The 22457-nt window shown below is 71.0% G+C and carries 19 protein-coding genes and 2 tRNA genes; 4 read left to right on the plus strand and 17 right to left on the minus strand.

The genetic code is table 11. From position 1 onward, the window contains the following. Positions 1-67: 67 nt before the first annotated feature. The 4 genes from KUM38_RS15810 to pgsA form a co-directional block, all read right to left on the minus strand. Entirely contained in the window at positions 68-610 is a 543-nt protein-coding gene (locus KUM38_RS15810; protein WP_217130013.1) for a hypothetical protein, read from the minus strand. Positions 611-676: 66 nt separating this feature from the next. Further along, complete coding sequence (locus KUM38_RS15815) at positions 677-1840, minus strand: glycosyltransferase family 4 protein (protein ID WP_217130014.1); 1164 nt, start codon at positions 1838-1840, stop codon at positions 677-679. Continuing rightward, positions 1837-2778 (minus strand): phosphatidylinositol mannoside acyltransferase, encoded by a 942-nt coding sequence (locus tag KUM38_RS15820; protein WP_217130015.1) that lies wholly within the window; start codon positions 2776-2778, stop codon positions 1837-1839. Before KUM38_RS15820 ends, KUM38_RS15815 begins: the two co-directional genes overlap by 4 nt. Beyond that, positions 2775-3446, minus strand: a complete 672-nt coding sequence (pgsA, locus tag KUM38_RS15825) for a phosphatidylinositol phosphate synthase (protein ID WP_217130016.1) — start codon at positions 3444-3446, stop codon at positions 2775-2777. Before pgsA ends, KUM38_RS15820 begins: the two co-directional genes overlap by 4 nt. A gap of 471 nt (positions 3447-3917) precedes the next feature. On the opposite strand from pgsA, the gene KUM38_RS15830 reads away from it, so the two are divergent. Further along, on the plus strand, positions 3918-6116 hold the full coding sequence (locus KUM38_RS15830) for an elongation factor G-like protein EF-G2 (protein ID WP_217130017.1): 2199 nt from the start codon (positions 3918-3920) through the stop codon (positions 6114-6116). Positions 6117-6335: 219 nt separating this feature from the next. Beyond that, positions 6336-7991, plus strand: coding sequence for a hypothetical protein (locus tag KUM38_RS15835; RefSeq protein WP_217130018.1), 1656 nt, complete (start codon positions 6336-6338; stop codon positions 7989-7991). Between the two features lie 117 nt (positions 7992-8108). On the opposite strand, the gene KUM38_RS15840 is transcribed toward KUM38_RS15835, so the two are convergent. The 4 genes from KUM38_RS15840 to KUM38_RS15855 all read right to left on the minus strand — a co-directional run bounded on the left by KUM38_RS15840 (position 8109) and on the right by KUM38_RS15855 (position 12604). Then, positions 8109-8660: an HIT domain-containing protein gene (locus tag KUM38_RS15840; RefSeq protein ID WP_217130019.1), complete on the minus strand. Its 552-nt coding sequence runs from the start codon at positions 8658-8660 to the stop codon at positions 8109-8111. Between the two features lie 80 nt (positions 8661-8740). Then, entirely contained in the window at positions 8741-10717 is a 1977-nt protein-coding gene (gene thrS / locus KUM38_RS15845; RefSeq protein ID WP_217130020.1) for a threonine--tRNA ligase, read from the minus strand. A 103-nt stretch (positions 10718-10820) separates the two neighbouring features. Next, positions 10821-12041, minus strand: a complete 1221-nt coding sequence (locus KUM38_RS15850) for a hypothetical protein (RefSeq protein ID WP_217130021.1) — start codon at positions 12039-12041, stop codon at positions 10821-10823. Next, positions 12038-12604: a DUF4365 domain-containing protein gene (locus tag KUM38_RS15855; RefSeq protein WP_217130022.1), complete on the minus strand. Its 567-nt coding sequence runs from the start codon at positions 12602-12604 to the stop codon at positions 12038-12040. The genes KUM38_RS15850 and KUM38_RS15855 overlap by 4 nt, the downstream gene beginning before the upstream one ends. 167 nt (positions 12605-12771) lie before the next feature. Here KUM38_RS15855 and KUM38_RS15860 point away from each other — a divergent pair, with 167 nt between their 5' ends. Beyond that, on the plus strand, positions 12772-13497 hold the full coding sequence (locus tag KUM38_RS15860) for a 3'-5' exonuclease (protein WP_217130023.1): 726 nt from the start codon (positions 12772-12774) through the stop codon (positions 13495-13497). 55 nt (positions 13498-13552) lie between these two features. Here KUM38_RS15860 and KUM38_RS15865 read toward each other — a convergent pair. The 9 genes from KUM38_RS15865 to KUM38_RS15905 all read right to left on the minus strand — a co-directional run bounded on the left by KUM38_RS15865 (position 13553) and on the right by KUM38_RS15905 (position 21735). Continuing rightward, a tRNA-Val gene (locus KUM38_RS15865) sits at positions 13553-13624 on the minus strand. 39 nt (positions 13625-13663) lie between these two features. After that, positions 13664-14113: an SRPBCC family protein gene (locus tag KUM38_RS15870; protein ID WP_217130024.1), complete on the minus strand. Its 450-nt coding sequence runs from the start codon at positions 14111-14113 to the stop codon at positions 13664-13666. Between the two features lie 34 nt (positions 14114-14147). Then, entirely contained in the window at positions 14148-16883 is a 2736-nt protein-coding gene (locus tag KUM38_RS15875; RefSeq protein ID WP_217130025.1) for a Tat pathway signal sequence domain protein, read from the minus strand. A gap of 98 nt (positions 16884-16981) precedes the next feature. Then, positions 16982-17581 (minus strand): hypothetical protein, encoded by a 600-nt coding sequence (locus KUM38_RS15880; protein ID WP_217130026.1) that lies wholly within the window; start codon positions 17579-17581, stop codon positions 16982-16984. 10 nt (positions 17582-17591) lie between these two features. Continuing rightward, the gene (locus KUM38_RS15885) at positions 17592-18467 is read right to left on the minus strand and encodes a carbohydrate ABC transporter permease (RefSeq protein ID WP_217130027.1); all 876 of its coding nucleotides are present in this window, start codon (positions 18465-18467) and stop codon (positions 17592-17594) included. Further along, positions 18464-19420, minus strand: a complete 957-nt coding sequence (locus tag KUM38_RS15890) for a carbohydrate ABC transporter permease (RefSeq protein WP_217130028.1) — start codon at positions 19418-19420, stop codon at positions 18464-18466. The genes KUM38_RS15885 and KUM38_RS15890 overlap by 4 nt, the downstream gene beginning before the upstream one ends. Before the next feature lie 14 nt (positions 19421-19434). After that, positions 19435-20724 (minus strand): ABC transporter substrate-binding protein, encoded by a 1290-nt coding sequence (locus tag KUM38_RS15895; protein ID WP_217130029.1) that lies wholly within the window; start codon positions 20722-20724, stop codon positions 19435-19437. A 401-nt stretch (positions 20725-21125) separates the two neighbouring features. Continuing rightward, positions 21126-21197, minus strand: a tRNA-Val gene (locus KUM38_RS15900). Between the two features lie 79 nt (positions 21198-21276). Then, a complete protein-coding gene (locus KUM38_RS15905) occupies positions 21277-21735 on the minus strand; it encodes a TIGR02611 family protein (RefSeq protein WP_217130030.1) in 459 nt (152 codons plus the stop codon). A gap of 191 nt (positions 21736-21926) precedes the next feature. Between KUM38_RS15905 and KUM38_RS15910 the strand changes: the two genes are divergently transcribed. Further along, positions 21927-22340 (plus strand): SsgA family sporulation/cell division regulator, encoded by a 414-nt coding sequence (locus tag KUM38_RS15910; RefSeq protein WP_004002642.1) that lies wholly within the window; start codon positions 21927-21929, stop codon positions 22338-22340. The last annotated feature ends 117 nt before the right edge of the window (positions 22341-22457 follow it).

Consider the following 22457-nt stretch of genomic DNA (forward strand, 5'->3'; position numbering starts at 1 on the left):
GGCCAATGGGGAGCCGGTGGATCCTTTTCGGCCGCACGGCGGTCCGCCGTGCGGCCGGATACCGCGGTCAGGCCGCCCGCTCGACCAGGGCGGCCGGAGGCTCGTCGTCCATCTCGAAGGCCATCGGGAAGGGCGCGTGTCCCGCCAGCCGGAACCAGCGCACCTTGCGGTGCCGTCGCAGCGCCCGTGCCGCCCGTACGGCGTCGTTGTGGAAGCGGCGGGCCATCGGCACCCTGCGCACCGCCTCGGCGAGCTCCAGGGCCGCCTCCTCTCCCCCGGGCGCCTCCCTGACCGCGTCCACCTGCTGCGCGTCGCCGAACACCGCGCGCAGTGCCTGGCTGAGCTCGCTCTCCGCGACCTCGCGCTGCTCCTCGACCGCCTGCCGCGCGGCGTGCGCGGCCTCGTAGAGCACGATCGACGCGGCGGGGTCGAGCACACCCGAGGTGGCCAGTTCCTGGGCCACCGAGGCACGGCGCAGCAACTGGGCGTCGAGCGCGGCCCGGGCGGCGTCGATACGGGCGTGCAGCCGGTCCAGGCGTCCCGCCGTCCAGCTCAGATAGAGGCCGACGGCGACGAGGGCGACGAGGATCCAGATGAGGGTTGCGGTCACGGGCGGCAAGGCTAGTACCGCCGGCCGCGGATTCCGTCCCTGGGGGCGGCATCTCCTGCCCGGCTGTCAGTCCCGTGCCAGGCCCAGCCGGGCCCTCAGCCCCGTCGCGCGGTCGTCCGTCGCCACCGCCGCCGCGCCCGCCGTCACCGTCTCGTAGACCGACAGGATGTCCGCGCCGACCGTCGACCAGTCGAAGCGGCGGACGTGGGCGCTGCCGCGGTCACGGAGCTCCGCGCGGCGTTCCGGGTCCTCCAGGAGCCGTACCGCCGCCCGCGCGAGCGCGTCCGGGTCCTCGTTGGCGAACAGCTCGCCCGCCGCTCCCCGGTCGAGGACCTGCGCGAACGCGTCCAGGTCGGAGGCGAGCACCGGCGCGCCCGCCGACATCGCCTCGACCAGGACGATGCCGAAGCTCTCCCCGCCGGTGTTGGGCGCCACGTACAGGTCGACGCTGCGCAGGAAGCGGGCCTTGTCCTCGTCGCTGACCATGCCGAGGAACTCCACGCGCGGGCGCAGCTCCCGGGGCAGCGACTCGACCGCCTCCTCCTCGTCGCCGCGCCCGGCGACCAGCAGCCGCGTCTGCGGCCGGGCGGCGAGGATCTTCGGCAGGGCCCTCATCAGCACCGGCAGGCCCTTGCGGGGCTCGTCGATCCGGCCGATGAAGCCGATGGTGTCGCCCTGCCACTCCGGTCTGGGCTCGGCCTTGGCGAAGAAGTCGACGTCGACGCCGTTGGGGATGACCACCGCGTCGCCGCCCAGGTGCTCGACGAGGGTGCGGCGGGCGTACTCGCTCACCGCGATCCGCGCGCTGATCTTCTCCAGGGCGGCCTGGAGGATCGCGTACGCGGCGATCATCGCGCGGGAGCGCGGGTTGGAGGTGTGGAAGGTGGCGACGATCGGCCCCTCGGCCGCCCAGCAGGTCAGCAGGCCCAGCGAGGGCGAGGTCGGCTCGTGGATGTGGACGACGTCGAAGGCGCCCTCGTGCAGCCAGCGCCGTACCCGCGCGGCGGACAGGAAGCCGAAGTTGAGCCGGGCCACCGACCCGTTGTACGGCACCGGCACCGCGCGGCCGGCCGAGACGACGTACGGCGGCAGCGGGGTGTCGTCGTCGGCCGGGGCGAGGACGGACACCTCGTGACCGAGCCGGATGAAGTACTCGGCCAGGTCACGGATGTGGAACTGGACGCCTCCCGGCACGTCCCAGGAGTACGGGCAGACGATGCCGATCCTCACGGGGTCCCCTTCCGGTCCTGCCCGGGGGCCGTCGCGGGATCCCGCGCGGGATCGAGGTCCTTCAGCCACAAGCGCTGCAGCATGTGCCAGTCCTCCGGATGGTCGGCGATCCCCGTGGCGAAGGCGTCGGCCAGCGCCTGTGTCATGACAGACGTCTTCTCCGCGCGCGTACCTGACCCGGGGACCTCGACCGGCGGATGGACCCGGCCCCGCATCACGGGCGAGTCGTCGTACCAGAGGGTCACCGGCAGCAGCCGGGCCCCGGTCTGCTGGGCGAGCAGGGCGGGTCCGGCCGGCATCCGGGCGGTCTCGCCGAAGAAGTCGACCTCGACACCGGAGGCGGACAGGTCGCGGTCGGCGACCAGACAGACCAGTCCGCCGTCGCGCAGCCGCCGGGCCAGGGTGCCGAAGGCGGAGCCGCCGCTGTGCGGCAGCACCTCCATGCCGAGGCCCTCGCGGTAGGCGACGAAACGGTCGTACAGCGTCTCCGGCTTCAGCCGCTCGGCGACGGTGGTGAACGGTATGCCGAGCTTCGTGGTGACCCAGGCGCCGGCCAGGTCCCAGTTGGCGAGGTGCGGCAGCGCCAGGATCACGCCCTTGCCGGCCGCCATGCCGTCGGTCAGGTGGTGGAGGTCCTTGACGTCGAGGCCGTCCGCCACGCGCTCGGGGCTCCAGGCGGGCAGCCGGAAGGACTCCATCCAGTAGCGCAGGTACGACCGCATGCCCGCGCGGGAGAGTTCGGCCAGCCGCTCCGGACCCGCGTCCGGCACGACGCGCGCGTAGTTGCTCTCCAGCCGGAGCACGCCCTTGCCGCGCCGCTTCCACGTGAGGTCGGCGATGCTCCGGCCGAGGCGCACGGCGACGGGCTCGGGAAGTTTCCGGACGGTGCCCCAGCCGGCGCCGTACAGGGCGTCGGTCAGCCGTTCCCGGGTGCTCACGTCGCGGCCTCGCTCCCCTGGGCCTCCTGCCGCTCCGCGGCCTCCACCTCGGCGGACTCGCGGCGCACGGTGACCACCCGCTGGATCAGCGTGACCAGGCTGCCGACGGCGACGATCCACAGGGCGACCGGCAGCAGGTACTGGATGCCGGGCACACCGAACGCGTGCAGGCCCGCGAGACCGGCCGCGACCAGCGAGACCACCAGCCGTTCGGCCCGCTCGACCAGACCGTTGACGGCGACCGGCAGGCCGATCGACTCGCCGCGCGCCTTGGTGTACGACACCACCTGGCCGCTGGCCAGACAGAAGATCGACACCGCGCACAGGGCGATGTCGTCGCCGCCCCCGGCGTACCAGAGGGCGAAGCCGCCGAAGATCGCCCCGTCGGCGACCCGGTCCAGGGTGGAGTCCAGGAAGGCGCCCCAGCGGCTGGAGCGGCCCAGCTGGCGGGCCATGTTGCCGTCGACCAGGTCGGAGAAGACGAACAGCGTGATCACGACCGTGCCCCAGAAGAACTCGCCCCTGGGGTAGAAGACCAGCGCGCCCGCGACCACTCCCGCGGTGCCGATGAGCGTGACCGTGTCGGGGCTGACCCCCCGCCGGATGAGAAACGCGGCGAACGGTGTGAGGACACGCGTGAAGAATGCACGCGCGTACTTGTTCAGCATGGCCTTCCCGACGGTCGGTGGGGCCGCGCGGCCCCTGCTGGCCACCCGGCGGGCCCAATCGTAGTCACGCGCACGCGCGGGCTGCCGCGGGGCACCCGTACGCCCGCGCGGAGGCAGGACCCCGCCCGGCGGATCGTGCCGGGGACGCGGTGCCCGGCGCGCGCTCCCCCGCTGTCCGAAGGACGTGGACGGCACCCCGGCCGCGCTGTCGTCACTCGCCGGCTCCCCCACGCCCGGCTTCGCTCGCGCGGTGGGACTCCCCCGCCCGGGACCACCCCGTCGCCCCTGCTCACCCGGGCCGCGGGGCGCCGCCGTGAGCGGGGCCGGACGCCGGGATCACGTCCTTCGTATGGACGCACCGTGAAGGGAGTGGAAAGCTCGAAGGACCGCGGGCGTCGCCGGAGCCGCACCGCACGCGGATTCCGCGGGTCCGCGCCCACAGTGACCTCACCGTGCACGGGAGGCAGGATCATGGGCGACAAGGCGCACACACACCCCGGAGCCGCCGGCAGGGCACAGGCGGCCGACCATCCCACGTCCGTACGGAATGTGGTGCTGGTCGGCCACTCCGGATCGGGCAAGACGACCCTGGTGGAGGCTCTCGCGCTGACCGCGGGGGCGGTGAACCGGGCGGGCCGCGTGGAGGACGGCGGCACCGTCTCCGACTACGACGACATCGAACACCGGCAGCAGCGCTCCGTACAGCTCTCCCTGGTGCCCCTCGAATGGAACGGCATCAAGGTCAACCTTCTGGACACCCCCGGATACGCCGACTTCGTCGGGGAACTCAGGGCCGGTCTGCGGGCGGCGGACGCGGCCCTCTTCGTCGTCTCGGCCTCGGACGGCGTGGACGGCTCGACCCGCATGGTGTGGGACGAGTGCGCGGCGGTCGGCATGCCGCGCGCCATCGTCGTCACGCACCTGGAGGCGGCCCGCGCGGACTTCGAGGAGATGACCCGCGTCTGCGCGGAGACGTTCGGCGGCGACGACCCCGACGCCGTGCTGCCGCTGTACCTGCCGCTGCACGGCCCGGAGGGGCCCGACGGGCACGCGCCCGTGACGGGCCTGACCGGACTGCTGTCGCAGAAGCTGTTCGACTACTCCACCGGCGAACGCAAGGAGTCCGAGCCCGGCGAGGACCAGCTGCCGCTGATGGAGGAGGCCCGCGGCCGGCTCATCGAGGGGATCATCGCCGAGAGCGAGGACGAGACCCTCATGGACCGCTACCTCGGCGGTGAGCAGGTCGACGTCGGGACGCTGATCGAGGACCTGGAACGGGCGGTCGCACGCGGGGTGTTCTTCCCCGTCCTGGCCGCCGCGCCCGCCGCCGACGGCGCCCGCCAGGGACTCGGCACGGTCGAACTGCTGGAGCTGATCACCGGTGGCTTCCCGACCCCGCTGGAGCACGGCACCCCGAGCGTGACCACCGTCGACGGCAGGCCGCGCGAGCTGAAACCGTGCGACCCGGACGCCCCGCTGGTCGCGGAGGTCGTGAAGACCTCCTCCGACCCGTACGTCGGCCGGCTCTCCCTGATCCGGCTCTTCTCCGGCACCCTGCGCGCCGACCAGACCGTGCACGTCTCCGGACACGGGCTCGCCGACCGCGGCCACGAGGACCACGACGTCGACGAGCGGATCGGCGCCCTGTCCACACCGTTCGGCAAACAGCAGCGGCCCGTCTCCCACGTCATCGCGGGCGACCTCGCGTGCGTGGCGAAGCTCAGCCGCGCGGAGACCGGGGACACCCTGTCCGCCAAGGACGACCCGCTGCTCATGGAGCCGTGGGACATGCCCGACCCGCTGCTGCCGCTGGCCATCCAGGCGCACAGCAAACCCGACGAGGACAAGCTCTCGCAGGGTCTGTCCCGGCTCGTGGCCGAGGACCCGACGATGCGGCTGGAACAGAACCAGGACACCCACCAGGTGGTGCTGTGGTGCCTGGGCGAGGCGCACGCGGACGTGGCCCTGGAGCGCCTGCGCAGCCGCTACGGCGTCCAGGTCGACGTCGTACCGCACCGGGTGTCGCTCAGGGAGACGTTCGGCGGCAAGGCGTCCGGGCGCGGCCGGCACGTCAAACAGTCCGGCGGACACGGGCAGTTCGCCATCTGCGAGATCGAGGTGGAGCCGCTGCCGAACGGCTCGGGCATCGAGTTCGTCGACAAGGTGGTCGGCGGCGCGGTACCGCGCCAGTTCATCCCGTCCGTCGAGAAGGGCGTACGGGCCCAGGCCGTCAAGGGGGTCGCCGCGGGGCATCCGCTCATCGACGTGCGGGTGACCCTGCTGGACGGCAAGGCGCACTCGGTGGACTCCTCCGACGCCGCGTTCCAGACGGCCGGCGCGCTGGCCCTGCGGGAGGCGGCCGCGGACGCGAAGATCCACCTGCTGGAGCCGGTGGCCGAGGTGAGCGTCCTGGTCGGCGACGACTACGTCGGCGCCGTGATGAGCGACCTGTCCGGCCGCCGCGGGCGGGTGCTCGGCACCGAGCAGTCGCCCGGCGGACGCACCCTCGTCAAGGCCGAGGTCCCGGAGATCGAGATCGGCCGGTACGCCGTCGACCTGCGCTCCCTCTCGCACGGCACCGCCCGGTTCAGCCGCCGGTACGCGCGGCACGAACCCATGCCGCCGCACGTGGCGGAACGGGTCAAGGAGGAGGCGCGCACCGCCTCGTAGCCGACGACGGGCGCCCCCGGAAGGACCCGGCGGGCGCCCGCGTACGCGCCTCGCACCGGGACGACTTCGGAATGCTTCACTCCGTGGTGGCGGACGGCTTCGGCCGTCCGCCGACGGACGACGGCGGGTACGGATACGCTGAAGACCTGATCAACAGGTGTGCGCAGCAGGGAAGTCGGGAAGGCCGCAAGACGACAGTCGCGGCGATCGGGGGCGGGAATGACCGTTGAGAGCGGTTACGCGGAGTTCTTCGGTCCGCAGGTGCCGCGCACGGGCGACGAGGGGCAGACCCCGACGTTCGCGCTGGCCTCGGCGGCCTATCGGGACAACGAGGCCGAGGAGATACTCAAGGCCGACAACGAGTGGCACAAGTCGGCCGTCAGCAAGCCGAGGGTGAAGCTGTTCCGGCCGAATCTGGGCGAGGCGTTCTCCAGGGCGATCATCGACCGGATGCTCGGCTCCGGCCGCGCGCCGCTCATCCAGTCCTTCGGCATCCAGCCCCAGGTGGTGGTCGAGCACTCGCTGGCGGCGCACCGCATCCGCCGCGAGCGGGACAACTGGCTGAGCGCCGTCATGGTCCTGTGCGGGCTGCTCTTCCTGCCGGGCCTGGTGGTGTGGCTGCTGGTCTTCCAGATCCGCACGACGATGGCCAGGCGGGAGGACAAGCGGGCCGGCGCGCTGGCCACCACCCTGCTGGTCGCGGTGGGCGCCCTCGCCGTGCTGTTCCTGATCCGCATGCCGTTCGACGGGTTCTGGGGCTGGTACGCGCGCGCGTCGGTGGTCGCCCCGGTGCTGGGCTGGTTCTGGGCCAAGCGGATCTGCGAGCGTACGGCGAAGGACCTGCGCGACCGCTGGGACAGCCTGCTCTCCGGCAGCAGCGTCGGCGCCAAGGTGCCCGAGGCGGTGCCGAGCAGCCCCGGCGAGACGGCGGCCGAGCAACTGCGCCAGTCCCTGGCCCGGCTCAGCGCCGAGCAGCAGTCCAACTCGGTCTTCTACGCCGGGCCCAAGGGCATACTCGGCATGGGCACCCGCTGGGGCAGCTGGCAGCTCGCCGAGGACCTGGTGCCCGTCGACCCTGACCGGGAGATCAACCCGTTCCGCAGCTGGGACGTCATCAAGGCCATCCACGACCGGCTGCGGATGCTGGAGCGGGGACCGCTGCACACCGGAGGCTTCACCAAGCCGTCGGTACGGCACTGGATCGTCACACCGATCGGGGAGAACGCCACGGCGGTGTCCCGGCCGGAGGGCACGGACGTCGAGGCGTACCAGATCAAGCCGCACGCCATACAGGACATCTGCAACAAGCAGCAGTTCGGCGCGGGCGACCGGCACTACCTGGGCGTGCAGTGGACGCTGTGGGACGGCCAACTGGTGATCACCATGCTGATCACCGTGACCGTGCTGCACGAGACGCTGCGCATCGAGGTCACCGGGCACGCGCTGGGTCCGGTGCACTCGCTGTTCACCAGCAAGCCGGCGGCCAAGGAGAAGGAGGTCCAGAAGTCGATCAAGTTCTGGGAGACCCGGAAGGTGAAGCTCCCGCTGGTCGACTCGGACGAGGTGGTACGCCTGGCCGCCAGGGCGCCGCTGACCTGGTACCCGCCGCTGCTGTACTGGCTGGGCGGCAAGCTGAGCCTGCCGGAGCCGTTCGGTCTGCGGCACGCGTGGGCGGACAGGCCGTGGCGGCACCGGTTCATGGCCGACGACGCGTTGCGGGCGGCCACGCCGGTGCTGCGGGTGGTGCACGCGGCGGCGATCAAGGTGCTGGAGGAGAACGGGGTGGACACCACGAAGTTCGGTGCGCGGTCGTCGTCCCTCAGCGCCGCGGTGCAGGAGGCCACGCCCAAGAAGGCCGACCTGTACGACGCGTAAGCGTCACGTACGGCGGGTTGCGGTGGGGCGGGGGTGGGTGCGCGGCTCGGCGCTGACGAGGTGCCGCCGCGCCCCCACTCTCGGCTCCGCTCGAGCGGGGGGCACGACTGCCCGCGGCTAGGGAGCCACTGGCCACGCCTCCGCGAGCATCTTCCTCGTGTCTGCCAGCAGTTGCGGCAGCACCTTCGTGTGGCCGATCACGGGCATGAAGTTCGTGTCGCCGCCCCAGCGCGGGACGACGTGCTGGTGGAGGTGGGCGGCGATGCCCGCGCCGGCCACGGTGCCCTGGTTCATGCCGATGTTGAAGCCGTGGGCGCCCGACGCCGTACGCAGCGCCGTCATCGCCTGCTTGGTGAGCTCGGCGAGCTCCGCCGTCTCCTCCGCGGTGAGGTCCGTGTAGTCGGCCACGTGCCGGTACGGCACGGTCATCAGATGACCGCCCGTGTAGGGGTAGAGGTTGAGCACCGCGTAGACCCGCTCGCCGCGCCGCAGGATCAGCCCGTCCTCGTCGGACTTGGCCGGGAGGGAGCAGAAGGGGCAGCCGTCGTCGGCGCCCGGGCCGCTCGGCTTGTTCTCGCCCTGGATGTACGCCATCCGATGGGGCGTCCACAGACGCTGGAACGCGTCCTGCGTGCCCACTCCCCACTGCTGCTCCGGCTCACTCGTCATGCGTGCAGCATATGGCGTCACCGCGAGGGCGCGGAAAAGGCCCCCGGGATCGCTCCCGGGGGCCTCGGAGTCATCCGCGGTCAGACCTGCGTCCGCTCCTCGACGACCTTCGCGATCTTCGCGATGGCCTCGTCGACCGGAATGCCGTTCTCCTGCGAACCGTCGCGGTAGCGGAAGGAGACGGCGCCGTTGGCCATGTCCTCGTCGCCCGCGATGACCATGAAGGGCACCTTCTGCTTCTGGGCGTTGCGGATCTTCTTCTGCATGCGGTCCGAGGAGGAGTCGACCTCGACGCGCAGCCCCTGCTTGCGGGCCGTGTCCGCGAACTTCTCCAGGTACTCGACGTGCGCGTCGCCGATCGGGATGCCGATCGCCTGCACCGGCGCCAGCCACGCCGGGAACGCGCCCGCGTAGTGCTCCAGGAGCACCGCGAAGAAGCGCTCGATCGAGCCGAACAGCGCGCGGTGGATCATGACCGGGCGGGTCTTGGAGCCGTCCGCGGCCGTGTACTCCAGGTCGAAGCGCTCCGGCAGGTTGAAGTCGAGCTGGATGGTCGACATCTGCCAGGTGCGGCCGATGGCGTCCTTGGCCTGGACGGAGATCTTCGGACCGTAGAACGCGGCGCCGCCCGGGTCCGCCACGAGCTCCAGGTTCTGCTTCTCGGCGACCTGGCGCAGCGTCTCCGTGGCCTCTTCCCACGCCTCGTCGGTTCCGACGAACTTGGTCTCGTCCTTGGTGGACAGCTCCAGGTAGAAGTCGGTCAGACCGTAGTCACGCAGCAGGTTCAGGACGAAGGTGAGCGTCCTGTCGAGCTCCTCCGACATCTGCTCGCGGGTGCAGTAGATGTGCGCGTCGTCCTGGGTGAAGCCGCGGGCCCGGGTCAGGCCGTGCACGACGCCCGACTTCTCGTAGCGGTAGACCGTGCCGAACTCGAAGAACCTCAGGGGAAGTTCACGGTAGGACCGGCCGCGCGCGTCGAAGATCAGGTTGTGCATCGGGCAGTTCATGGGCTTGAGGTAGTAGTCCACGCCCTCGTCGAGCTGCATGGGCGGGTACATGCCGTCGGCGTACCAGTCCAGGTGGCCCGAGGTCTCGAAGAGCTTCCCCTTCGTCGCGTGCGGGGTGTAGACGAACTCGTAGCCCTCCTCCTCGTGCCTGCGCCTCGAGTAGTCCTCCATGACCCGGCGGATGATGCCGCCCTTGGGGTGGAAGACGGCGAGGCCGGAGCCGATCTGCTCCGGGATGGAGAACAGGTCCAGCTCGGAGCCGAGCTTGCGGTGGTCGCGCTTCTCGGCCTCGGCGAGGAACTCCAGGTGCGCCTTCAGCTCGTCCTTGGACGGCCAGGCGGTGCCGTAGATGCGCTGGAGCATCGGGTTCTTCTCGCTGCCGCGCCAGTAGGCGGCGGCGTTGCGCATCAGCTTGAAGGCCGGGATGTTCCGGGTGGTGGGCAGGTGGGGACCCCGGCAGAGGTCCTTCCAGCACAGGTCACCGGTCTTGGCGTCCAGGTTGTCGTAGATCGTCAGCTCGCCGGCGCCGACCTCGACGTCCGCGCCGTCGTCGCTGGAGGCCGAGCCCTTGAGGCCGATCAGCTCCAGCTTGTACGGCTCGTCGGCGAGCTCCTCGCGGGCGGCCTCGTCGGTCACCACGCGGCGGGAGAAGCGCTGGCCGCGCTTCTGAATCTCCTGCATCTTCTTCTCGATGGCCTTGAGATCCTCGGGCGTGAACGGCTTCTCCACGTCGAAGTCGTAGTAGAAGCCGTCCCGCACCGGCGGGCCGATGCCCAGCTTGGCCTCGGGGAACAGCTCCTGCACGGCCTGGGCCATGACGTGCGCGGTGGAGTGGCGCAGGATGTTGAGGCCGTCCTCGGAGGAGATCTCCACGCCCTCGACGGTCTCGCCGTCCCTGACCTCGTAGGAGAGGTCCTTGAGCTCGCCGGCCACGCGCGCGGCGATCACCGAGCGCTCGCCGGCGAAGAGCTCGGCGGCCGTAGTGCCCGTCGTCACCACGCGTTCTTCCCGCTCGGAATCGCGTTGGATGATCACACGGACGTCTGACACCGGTCTCTCCTGACTGAAGGGGGGTCGCGGCGCCATACCGGAGCGCACGCTTCCCTGGGATCGTACCGACCCGGGGCCGCCCACCGCGAAATCAATCCTCGCCTCAGTCCCCGCCGCAGGCCTCCTCGAAGAAGTCGAGGTCCTCCTGGAGCGCCTTCATCAGGCGGTCCCGCTCCGCGTCGTCGACCTGTACGGGCACCACCTCGCCCGCCCCGGTGAGGCGCCGGAAGCCGCCCCGGCTCTCCAGCCGGCCGTGCACCCGGACCGGCAGTCCGACGAGGTGGGCGTGCCCGGCGATGCGGTACGCCTCCTCCTCCAGGGCGATCCGGACGTGCGGGACCTCGGCGCCGGCCAGCACCCGCAGCCGTACGGTGCCCGCGCCGCGCGGCCCCGACCTGCGCATCCGCACCACCGTGCCGGTGATCCGCACCGGCACGGACGGCTCGGCCTGGAGGTAGCGCAGGCCGGCCTCGCGCAGGGCGGGCAGGTCGCCGGGCGAGAACTCGACGGGCTCGGCCGGGGCCGCGCAGCCCTCGGGGACGCCGGCGGCCGGGGCCCACTCCACGGCGATCCGGGCGCCTTCCGAGCCCCGTACCAGGGCGACCAGCGCCTCGGTCAGCTCGTGGCTGACCCCCGCCTCCACGGCGGAGTCGAAGGCGTCCATGCCGCCGGTGGCCCGCCGGTAGTCGACGGCCTCGCGGGTGGCGTGCAGCGCCTGGTGCAGGCATACGGCGAGCGGACGGCCGGTGGCGACGGGCACGAACGCGGTCAGCCGGCGACCGCCGGGCGCGGGGCCGACCAGGACGTTCGCCAGGGAGGCGGCGGCGGCGCGCCGGTGCCGGGCGCCGTGGTAGCCGGCCCGCGCGCGCGTGGTGAGCGCGGCGGCGAGCAGCACGGCGCGGGCGGCGGTGCGCAGCCGCTCCTCGACGGTCCAGGGGGCGGCGTCCCCGGGACCGGACGGCACATCGCGCCACCAGCGGATCTCGTCGCTGGGGACGGTGAGGGCGAGGAGGACCTCGCGGGCGGAGGGCGTGCCGCTGCGGGTCAGGGCGAGCAGGGCCTCGCCGAGCAGGTCCTCGCTGTCGGGGAAGGCACGGCTCTCGGGCACCAGCAGGCTGGTGCCGGAGCGGCCCGGTCCGGGCGGCGTCCAGCGGCTGTAGCGGCCGGGGGCGCCGCCGCGTCGCTGCCAGCCGTGCCGCTGCAGCAGGGCGGCGAGCACGGCCGGGTCGACCGCACCGGGCTCGGGCGGCGCACCCTCCCAGGCGGCGTCGGCGGGATGGGGACGCACGGGCCTCAGGGGCTCGTCGGTCGAGCGGTGCGTCACGGTGTCCCTCCCGTCCCGACCCGCGTCATGATCTCGCACAGCGCCCGGTCGTCGAAGATGCGTGAGGTCGGTATCCGCACGGTCGTGCGGCGCCGGCCGGTGACCGGCTGTCCGGCGAGGTTGGTCCAGTAGCAGCAGTGCCTCAGGTCGAGCCGGTCGTGCCCGGCCCGCAGCCACTGGTCCCGCGAGCGCGGGACGATCATCACCACGAGGATCTTGTGCACCGACACGGGCGTGCGGGCGAGCTTCGTCAGGTGGTCGTTGTCGAGGGTGAAGGAGAAGGAGCGGCCCGGAGGGTTCGGAGGGATCTGGTACGTGGCCTTGAGCTGCACCTTGATGGTCACCTCGTCGTCGACGGTGTGTCCGGGCGCGCTGTGGCTGACGTGCCAGTCGATGCCGTTGTCCGGGAACGGCTGGGACAACGAGCAGCCGGCCGCGGCCGCGACGGCGTGCAGATAGCCGACCTGCAGTGTCTCCATGCAGGCGGTGGTGGCGAGAGAGCCGCGAGCGGGTGCGGCGTGCTCGGGCAGCAGCCCGCCCCGCTCGGGCTGCGCTATGGCCATGGCCAACAGCCTTCCCAACTGGTGAATCCCCGCTGCGGGCCGCTGAACTGCGCGGACCCGTACTCCTGTTGTCTCCTTCCGGCGTACGGCGCAAACAGCCCGGGTATCACCGTTTCGGGCAGCGGACTGTGTGTCGACTGCCGATGGGGAACGAGGGGTTGTTGGGTATGGCGTACTGGTACGAAGGGCCGTTGGCCGCTTTCGACACGGAGACGACGGGTGTGGACGTCGAGACCGACCGGATCGTGTCGGCCGCCCTCGTCGTGCAGGACGCGCCGGGCACCCGGCCGCGGGTGGTCCGTTGGCTGGTGAATCCGGGGGTGCCGGTGCCGGCCGGGGCAACGGAGGTGCACGGGCTGACGGACGATCATCTGCAGCGCCACGGCCGCTGGCCGGCGCCGGTGATGTACGAGGTCGCGGAGGCGCTGGCGGAGCAGGCCAGGGTGGGCCGGCCGCTGGTGGTGATGAACGCGCCGTTCGATCTGACGCTGCTGGACCGGGAGTTGCGCCGGCACCGGGCGTCGTCGCTGGGCCGCTGGCTGGAGCGGGCGCCGCTGCTGGTGCTGGACCCCTGGGTGCTGGACAAGCACCTGGACCGCTATCGCAAGGGCCGGCGCACGCTGACCGACCTGTGCGCGCACTACGGGGTCGCCCTGGAGGGGGCGCACGACGCGGCGGCGGACGCGGTGGCCGCGCTGGAGGTGACCCGGGCGGTGGGGCGGCGTTTCGCCTCCCGGCTGGAGCGGCTCTCTCCCGGTGAGCTGCACACCCTGCAGGCGGTGTGGCACGCGGCGCAGGCGCGGGGGCTCCAGGCGTGGTTCGCGCGCACCGGTACGGAGGAGGTGGTGGACCCGGCGTGGCCGCTGCGTCCGGATCTGCCGACGGCGGCCTGAGAGCACCCCGGGGATGCAAGAAGCCGGTCCGTCGGGGACGGACCGGCTTTCCCGGTGGGCGATACTGGGTTCGAACCAGTGACCTCTTCGGTGTGAACGAAGCGCTCTCCCACTGAGCTAATCGCCCGGGAACGCACTGAACAATACAGGTCCGGGGAGGGTTCCTTCAAACCGCTTCCAGGTGGGCGGCCAGGCCGCGCCGGCCGGCCCGCATCATCAGGGCGTGGTTGGCGCGGAGGACGGGCCGCCCCGGCACGGCGAGCAGGCGCAGCAGCGGCTTGCGGACGTCGACCTCCTGCTCGTAGTGGGCGAGGCAGCCGTGGGGTCCCAGGCGGGTGACGGTCCAGCGGGCCCAGCCGTCGATGTCGCCGGACAGGCCGGCCTCCAGGATCCCGGTCTCCGGGTCGCGCCGGCCCTCCCGCACGGTCGAGGTCAGGTCGTACGGCAGGAGGGAGCGGATCGTGACGATCCCGCTGGTGTCGTCGAGCCGGGTGACGTCCCGTACCTGGGGCCACCACAGGGGGTAGTCCTCGATCCGCTCCAGGATCCGGTAGACCACCGGGGCGGGCGCGGACAGGGTCCACAGACTGCGGAAGCGGTGATGGTTCCAGTCCATGGACACAGTGTTCCCGTCCGCGCCCGTGATGTGCCTACGGCATCCGGTCCCCCAGCAGCGACAGCAGCTCGATGGCGGCGAGGCCGTAGAGCGCGGTGTCGTTAGTGGACACCCAGGTGGCCTCACTGCCGGCGACCAGGGCCGTCGGGCCGCTCACCTTCTCGGTCTTCCAGGGCGCCGACTCCTTGTAGCCGTCGGAGTTGTAGAACTTGTCCCAGGCCCGCTTCGCGAGCTTCTCGTCACCGGTCCGCACGGCGGCGTAGGCGTCGAGGCGGGAGTGGCCCTGGAAGAGGATCAGGCTGCCGAAGTGGGAGCCGTAGCGTGCCGCCTGCTCGGCCTTGGTGGCGTTGAAGTAGCGGCAGTAGTCGTAGTACGCCTCGTTGAACTCCGGCATGTCGACGAGGTCGATGAGTTCGGCGCACAGTTCGCCCAGGCCGAAGACCGCGGACAGGTGGGAGACGCCCACCACGGGCTCGTCCGCGATCGCGAACTTCCCGGTGTCGAGGTCGTACAGACCGGTGCCCTGGACGAAGCCGTTGGGCTGGGCGGCGATGGTCTCCATGGTGGAGAGGACGCGGGCCCTGGCCTTCTCCCACTTGGGGCCCTTGCGTTCCCACTCGGTGAGCCAGGCGGAGACCAGTCCGCTCCAGTCGGTGCCGAAGCCGATCGACAGGGCGTTGCGGTCCGGCGTGTACGGCTCGGTGCGGATCTTGCGGATGGGGTCGAGGACGAGGAAGGTCTCGTCGGAGTCGACGTTGGCGTGCATGAGGTCGCCGACGCGTTCGTCGGCGGTGAGGAAGTAGTAGTAGCGGCGGTAGGTGGTGTTGGCGATGCGCTGCTGCTTGGCGCTGTCGGCGAAGTGCTGGACGCCGTGCCGGGTGCCGAGGCCGGCCCACTCGCCGATGTGGTAGACGTCGACCTCGCCGGTGTGGCGGGTCATCGCCTCGGCGAAGCGGAAGATGTCGGCGCGGCCGGAGCGCAGGTACGCGTACCAGAGCCACAGGTCGGGTGAGAGCTCGGAGTTGTCCCAGGCGTAGCCGCCGACGTCGTACCGCCACTGGTGCCGGACGGTGTCGTAGGTGTGCATGATGTCGCCGTAGTCCCAGAAGCCGTACCAGCGGCGCTGCTCCACCTGGTCCTTGTAGTAGGTGAAGAGGAAGTCGAGGTGGTCCTCGATCTTCGCCTTGGCCGGGGTGGAGCGGTCCGGTTCGGCGAACAGGCCCTTGCCGAAGACGCCCGCCGTGATGAGCTGCTTGGGCGGGGCGGCGAGCTGCGGGAGGACGCGGACGGCCTCGACCTGTTCGGCGAGCTTCTCGGCGCTCGGGGTGGAGTCGTTGGCCCAGAAGAGGAGTTCGGAGGTGCGGGCGATGCCGTACGGGGTGCCGAATCCGGGCTCGTAGTCCTCGTAGGTGATGTTGAGGCCCTCGAGCTGTTCGGGGAAGGTGTCCTGGCCCATGCCGTCGTGGTAGAAGCGCAGGTCCATGGGCTGGGCCTCGGGCGACCAGAGCCAGAGGGTGACCTCGGCCTCGTCGGTGTGGGCGTCGCGGATGTCGAGCTGGGCGGGGTGCTTCTCCCAGAAGTCGCGCAGGCCGAAGGAGAGGCCGCCGCTGACTCCGCCGACGTAGCCGAAGCCGGAAGCGCGCCGGCCACCGCCGGCGCCGATCCAGCCGTAGCCCTTCTTGGTGCGCTTGCGCAGGGTGAAGCCGTCGGCGGAGAGCTGGGAGAGGGTGTAGTCGCCCCATTCGGGGATGTACTGGAGGCGGGTGGTGACCCGCTGGTCCCAGGTGGCGGGGTCGGGGAGCTTCTCGCCGGCGAACTGGGCCGCCTGGACGGCGGCTCCGGGGTCGCGGCGCAGTCCGGTGATGCCCTTGACGGCCTCGCGGAGCAGGCCGGTGCCCTCGCCGCCGAGGCGGATGTGGCGGTCGTAGGACTCGTCGCGCAGGGGGACGGTGAAGCGGACGCCGAGGCCGCGGATGAAGTCGCCGCTCGCCTTGCCGGGTTCCTGCTTCCCGTCGTAGGTGATGGTGTGCACCATGCGGAAGGAGTCGGCGCCGGCGTAGAAGTAGAGGCGGACGGAGAAGGGCAGCAGGTCGCGGTGGCCCTTGCGGTGCTTTCCGTCGACGCGGACGACCGCGCGGACGGGGCCGTCCTGTTCGACGGTGACGTCGGTGACGGCGCCGTCGAAGCGTTCGGTCCTGACGGTGGTCTGGTCGCCGTCCTCGTACTCGGGCTGGCGCAGGACGACGAGGCGGCCGTTCCTGGCGATCTCGGTGGAGCCGCGGGTGACCGACTTGACGAGGGTGGCGCCGGACGTGCCGATCCTCGCGGTGATGACGCCGGTCGAGACGTCGATGGTGCCGCCGCGCCGGTCGACGGTGACCTTCTTCTCGGGTGCGGCGGGCGCCCCGGCGGTCAGGGTGAGCTTTCCGGAGCCCGAACTCACCGCGTGCGCGGTCCACTTGAGGGAGCCGTCGGGCCAGTAGGCGATCGGCCAGGACTGGACGGGGACGGACTTCCCGTCGGCGTCGGTCAGCGCGAAGGTCTGGTCCTCCTGGTGGGCGCCCCTGGGCCAGGGCACGCCGACGGTGGAGCCGGGGGCCGCGCCGAGGCCGCCGTCCTCCAGCCAGTCGAGGGTGACCGGGTCGGCGTCGGCGGCTTCCGCGCGGGGCGCGGCGGCGGCGTTCGGCGTTCCCAGGGCCCAGCTGAACTGGGCGGCGGCTCCGGCGACGGCGGCCGCCTTGAGCAGGGATCTGCGGGGGATGGGGGACATGGCCTTTCCTTTCCGTTGCGACGAGCAAGGTGATGTCAAGGGCATGACAGAAAGAGGTGCGGCGCCGAAGCGCCGACCTCGAGAAGGGGCACCGCCCGTCAGCGGTGCCGGTACCGCTCCTCCACGGCGACGGCCGCCGCCGCGACGGCCCCCAGGACGGGGACCGCCAGCGGCGGGACGAACCCCGCGGACAGGGCCACGACGGCCAGTCCGCAGACGACCAGGAAGGACCCGGCGGGGTCGAGCACGGTCCGCCGCCCGGCGTCCGCGAGCAGCGCCCGCCAGGTCGCACCGGGCTCCCAGACGGCGGCCGCCCGCAGCAGGGCCACGGCGGCTCCGATCAGCGCGAGGACACCGACGGCCCCGACGAGCGGCCCGCCGGGAAGTCCGGCCCGCGCGGCCAGGACGTCGACCCAGACCGCGACGGCGACCGCCCACCCGGCGAGCCCGACGGCCCACCCGCCGCGCACGGCCGTACGGAAGTCCGTGACGAACTCCCGCAGGCCGCCGCCCTGGTGGGTGGTACGGCGCCGCAGGTGCCGCGCGCCGGCGGCGAAGGCCGCGGGGTAGGTGACGACCCCGAGGCAGGCCACGGCGATCCACACGCCGGTGAGCAGGCACTCGGCGAAGACCGCGAAGCGCTCGCCGAACACGGACTCCCTGCGCGAGGTGCGCGCCTTCACACGTGCTTGCGCCATGGTGACCGCCTCAGCCCTTCAGTCCGGAGGTCGCCATGCCGTCGATGAGGTAGCGCTGGAAGGCCATGAAGAAGGCGACGACCGGCACCAGCGCCACCAGCGACATCGCGATCATGCTGCCGTAGTTGGAGATGCCCTCCTGGTCGCGGAACATCATCAGGCCGAGCGAGACGGTGTACTTCTCGGGGGTGTTGAGGTAGATCAGCGGCCCCATGAAGTCGTTCCAGGCGTTGATGAAGGTGAAGATCGCGCTGGTGATGATCGCGGGCCGGCTCAGCGGCAGCACGATCGACCAGTAGGTGCGCAGGTGCCCGCAGCCGTCGAGCTTGGCGGCCTCGTCCAGCTCCCTGGGCAGTCCGCGCATGAACTGCACCATCAGGAAGACGAAGAAGGCTTCCGTGGCCAGGAACTTGCCCGCGACGAGCGGCACCAGGGTGTCGGTGAGCTCCAGGTTGCGGAAGAGCACGTACTGCGGGATGAGCAGCACGTGGTACGGCAGCAGCAGCGTGCCGATCATCAGCGTGAAGAGCAGGTTCCGCCCGGCGAACCGGATCTTGGCGAAGGCGTACGCGGTCAGCGAGCTGGACAGCACGACACCGACCACGGCGAGGACCGCGTACATCAGCGAGTTCCAGAAGAAGCTGCTGACGGGGATGCCGGAGATGCCGTCGGCGAGCCCGGAGAAGTTCGCCCAGACCGGATCGGTGGGCAGCAGGTCGAGGCTGGCGATGATGTCCTTGCTCGGCTTGAACGAGGCGCCGACCACCCAGATCACGGGATAGAGGACGACCGCGAGGACGAGGAGCGCGCCCACGTGCCAGGCGATCGATCCGACGCGCCGCCGTTCGCCGGCGGTGGGCAGGGCGGGGCTGGTGGCACTGGTCACTTGGCGGCCTCCTCGTAGTGCACCCACTTCTTCTGCGACCAGAACAGGACCGCCGTCACGAGCGCCACCGCGACCACCAGCGTCCAGGCCATCGCGGAGGCGAAGCCCATCTGGGCCTCCTTGAAGCCCTTCTGGTAGAGGTAACAGGTGTAGACGAGCGTGGCGTCGGCGGGTCCGCACCGGGTGTCGGAGACGACGTAGGCGGAGCCGAACACCTGGAACGCGTGGATGGACTCCAGCAGCACGTTGAAGAACAGCACCGGGGAGATCATCGGCAGCGTGACGTTCCAGAACCTGCGCAGCGGTCCGGCACCGTCCATCTCGGCGGCCTCGTACAGCTCCTGCGGGACCTGCTTGAGGCCGGCCAGGAAGATGACCATGGGGGCGCCGAACTGCCAGATGCTCAGGGCCACCAGGGCGTAGATGACGTAGTCCGGGTTGCCGATCCAGCCGCCCACGTCGAGACCGAAGATCTTCTGCGTACGGTCCACGACCGCGTCGTCGGAGAACAGCGCCCGCCACACGAAGCCGACGGAGACGCTGGCGCCGATGAGCGAGGGCATGTAGAACGCGGCCCGGTACAGGCCCTGTCCGCGCCGCTTCTGGGCGAGCAGCAGCGCGACGCCGAGCGCGAGCAGCAGTTTCAGGGGGGTCGCCACGACGACGTACTTGAGGGTGACCTCGACCGACTTCTGCCAGCGCGGGTCCTGGAACATCGTCGTGAAGTTGTCCAGGCCCACCCACTGGGGCGGCGTGAACAGGTTGTAGCTGGTGAACGCGTAGTAGAGCGACGCGATCATCGGCCCCGCCGTGAGCAGCAGGAACCCCGCGATCCACGGCGACATGAACAGATAGCCTGCGAGAGTCTCGCGGCGCCGCCCGCGCCGCCCGGCGGCGGGAGCGGCGGGCCGCTTCCCGGCCGGGCGCGCGGGCGCTTCCTTGACGAGCGTCATGGTGGTACGTCCCCTCAGCCGGCGAACGCGGCCTTGGCCTCGCTGAACAGTGCCTTGGCGGCGTCGGCCGGCTTGGTCTTGCCCTGGGCGACCTCGCCGCCGATGCGCAGGAACGCCGCCTCGATGACGTCGGCGCCCGACGGGTGCGGGGTGATCTTGCCGAGGACGCCGGCCGCGGCGACCTCTTCCTCGTACGCCTTGACGCCCTTGTTGTTGTCGTCGGTGGGCGTGAACGCCTCGTACTGTTCGGTGGTGGCGAGGATGCCGCGGTCGTAGCCCATGATCTCGCCGACCTCGGGGTCGTGGACCATGAAGTCGATGAACTGGGCGACCTCCTTGGGGTGCTTGGTCCCGGAGAAGGCGCTCAGCATCAGCGAACCGAGGTACTGGCCGGTGGCCTTGCCGTCCGTGGTGGGGATCGGCGCGAGCCCGTAGTCCGACTCGCCCTCGCCCTCGTAGCGGATGGAGAAGTTGTCCCAGGTGAACTCGGACGCCGCGAGGCCCGCGGAGAGCGCCGACTTGGGCTTGACCTGCTCGACCTTCTTCGGGTCGGCGACGAGCCCGGACCGCACGCGCTTGTAGCCGTCCTCCCACCACTGCGTCAGGTCGTCCTCGGTGAAGCCGAGATCGGTGTCGGTGAAGAAGGCCTTGCCGTTCTGGCGCAGGTAGAGGTCGTAGAGGTACATGATGCTGAAGTAGCCGGTGTCACCGGCGATCTTCAGCTTGTCCTGGATCGTCTGCAGCGCGTCGAAGTACTCGTCCCAGGTCCAGCCGAACTTCGCCTCCACCCCGGCCTTCTCGAAGGCCTTGAGGTCGATGACGAGCGCCATGGTGTTGGCGCCGACGGGGACGGCGATCTGCTTGCCGTCGACCTGGCCGTTGGCCAGGACGCCGTTGCGGAAGTTCTCGAGGTTCAGATTCCCGGCGTCCGCCTGCGACTTGAGGTCCAGCAGAACACCGCGCTTGTCGTACTTGCGCAGGAAGCCGACCGCATTCTGGAAAACGTCCGGCGGATTCCCGCCGGAGGCCTGGGTCTGGAACTTCTCCCAGAACGCCTCGTAGTCGGTGAATTCAGGCTTGATCTTGATCTTCGGGAACTTCTTCTCGAAGAGCTCGATCGTCTTCTTGATGGCGATGGTGCGCGGCTCGCCACCCCACCACGCGTAGCGGAGCGTCACCGTCCCGTCCCCGGAACCACTGCCGCCGCCGCACGCGGTGGCCGTCGCACCCAGCCCCGCGACGGCCAGCGAGGCCCCCGCCGCTTTGAGGATCGTCCGCCTCTCCACATTCCCACCCTGCTGCATATGAGCCTCCCCAGCGACGTTCGCTTCCGCCTCATGAATCGTTTCAAGTAAGCGCTTGCTGGCACAAGTTACGGAGGGCCTACGGGCACGTCAATGATTCGGACAGGAATTCATGGGCGCCGCACCCCGGCACCGGCGGCGGCCCTCTCGTCCGCAGGGCCCCACCCGACCACAAACACCCAGGTAGACGCCCTGCGGCCGACCGATCGAACGCGACGGGGCCGGCCGGGACAAGCGTGGCGGAAGGTCACGGTTGGGTGAAGGAGCCCGGAAGCGGAACGCCTCGGACACACGGGAGGGAGCCGCGCCCGGCGGCGCCCCGCCGCGACCGCGCGACGCCGGCCGCACACGACGAGGCGGCCCGGCTCACCACTGGTGAGCCGGGCCGCCTGATGATCCGGTGGGCGATACTGGGTTCGAACCAGTGACCTCTTCGGTGTGAACGAAGCGCTCTCCCACTGAGCTAATCGCCCGGACGCAGGAAGAACATTACCCCATGTCAGGGGGTGCCCGTGACCGGCGGGGAGCGGTGCACCCGCTCCCCGCCGCGCGTCACTGCTCCTCGATCTTCCAGGGCAGCACGAGGCCGAACTTCCACAGGTAGACCCCGGCCAGCGCGACCACGATCACCAGGCCGACCGAGGTCAGGATGATGTTCCGGCGCCGGACCTTGGGGTCCAGGGCCCGCTGGGCCGCCTCGGTGACCTTGCGCTTGGTCCAGCGCAGCACCAGCTGGGCCCAGACGAACTCGGTCGCCCAGATCGCCATACCGCCGAAGATCACGACCCAGCCCGGGCCGGGCAGCACCAGCATCGCGGCACCGGCCGCCACGACCGCGAGGCCGACTATGAAGACGCCGACCTGCCAGCTCAGGTGCAGCGCGCGGCGTGCCTTGACGAACTCCGGTGCGCGCGATCCGAGCCCTCGCTCCTCACGGCTCTCGCTCTCGTCCACCGTCACCCCGTGGGCCGCCACCGCGGCCTCGCCAGACTTGTCACTCCCCGTGTTCATACAGCCAAACACTACCCGAGCGAAACACATCACCGGAATGGGCGCAGGGCGCGAACGATCTCTCGGCCGGAAGAGTTACGTAAACCCACGCAAAACACTCAGAGGGGTTTACAACGGCACCGTAGGTGGCATGTCGATTTGGCCGACGTGCGAATCCCCGAGCGCACACTGAGCGAAAGGCCCTGGCGCTTATGAACACCACGGTCAGCTGCGAGCTGCACCTGCGCCTCGTTGTGTCGAGCGAGTCCTCCCTGCCTGTCCCCGCAGGCCTGCGGTACGACACGGCCGACCCCTACGCCGTGCACGCCACCTTCCACACCGGAGCCGAGGAGACCGTCGAGTGGGTGTTCGCCCGCGACCTCCTCGCCGAGGGACTTCACCGCCCCACGGGCACCGGCGACGTCCGTGTCTGGCCGTCGCGCAGTCACGGTCAGGGCGTCGTCTGCATCGCCCTGAGCTCGCCGGAGGGGGAGGCCCTGCTCGAGGCCCCGGCAAGGGCTCTGGAGTCCTTCCTGAAGCGCACCGACGCCGCCGTGCCGCCCGGTACGGAGCACCGGCACTTCGATCTCGACCAGGAGCTCTCGCACATCCTGGCGGAAAGCTAGGCGAGGCTCACGAAGCCGCCCGGCGCCGTCGACTCGGGGAGACGGCTCGGGCCCGGACAGCCGCATACGGGCAGCCGCATACGGCTCACACGCAACGGCGCCGACACCGCGGGGTTC

It is taken from the genome of Streptomyces sp. AC558_RSS880 (genome assembly GCF_019049255.1).
Taxonomy (GTDB): domain Bacteria; phylum Actinomycetota; class Actinomycetes; order Streptomycetales; family Streptomycetaceae; genus Streptomyces.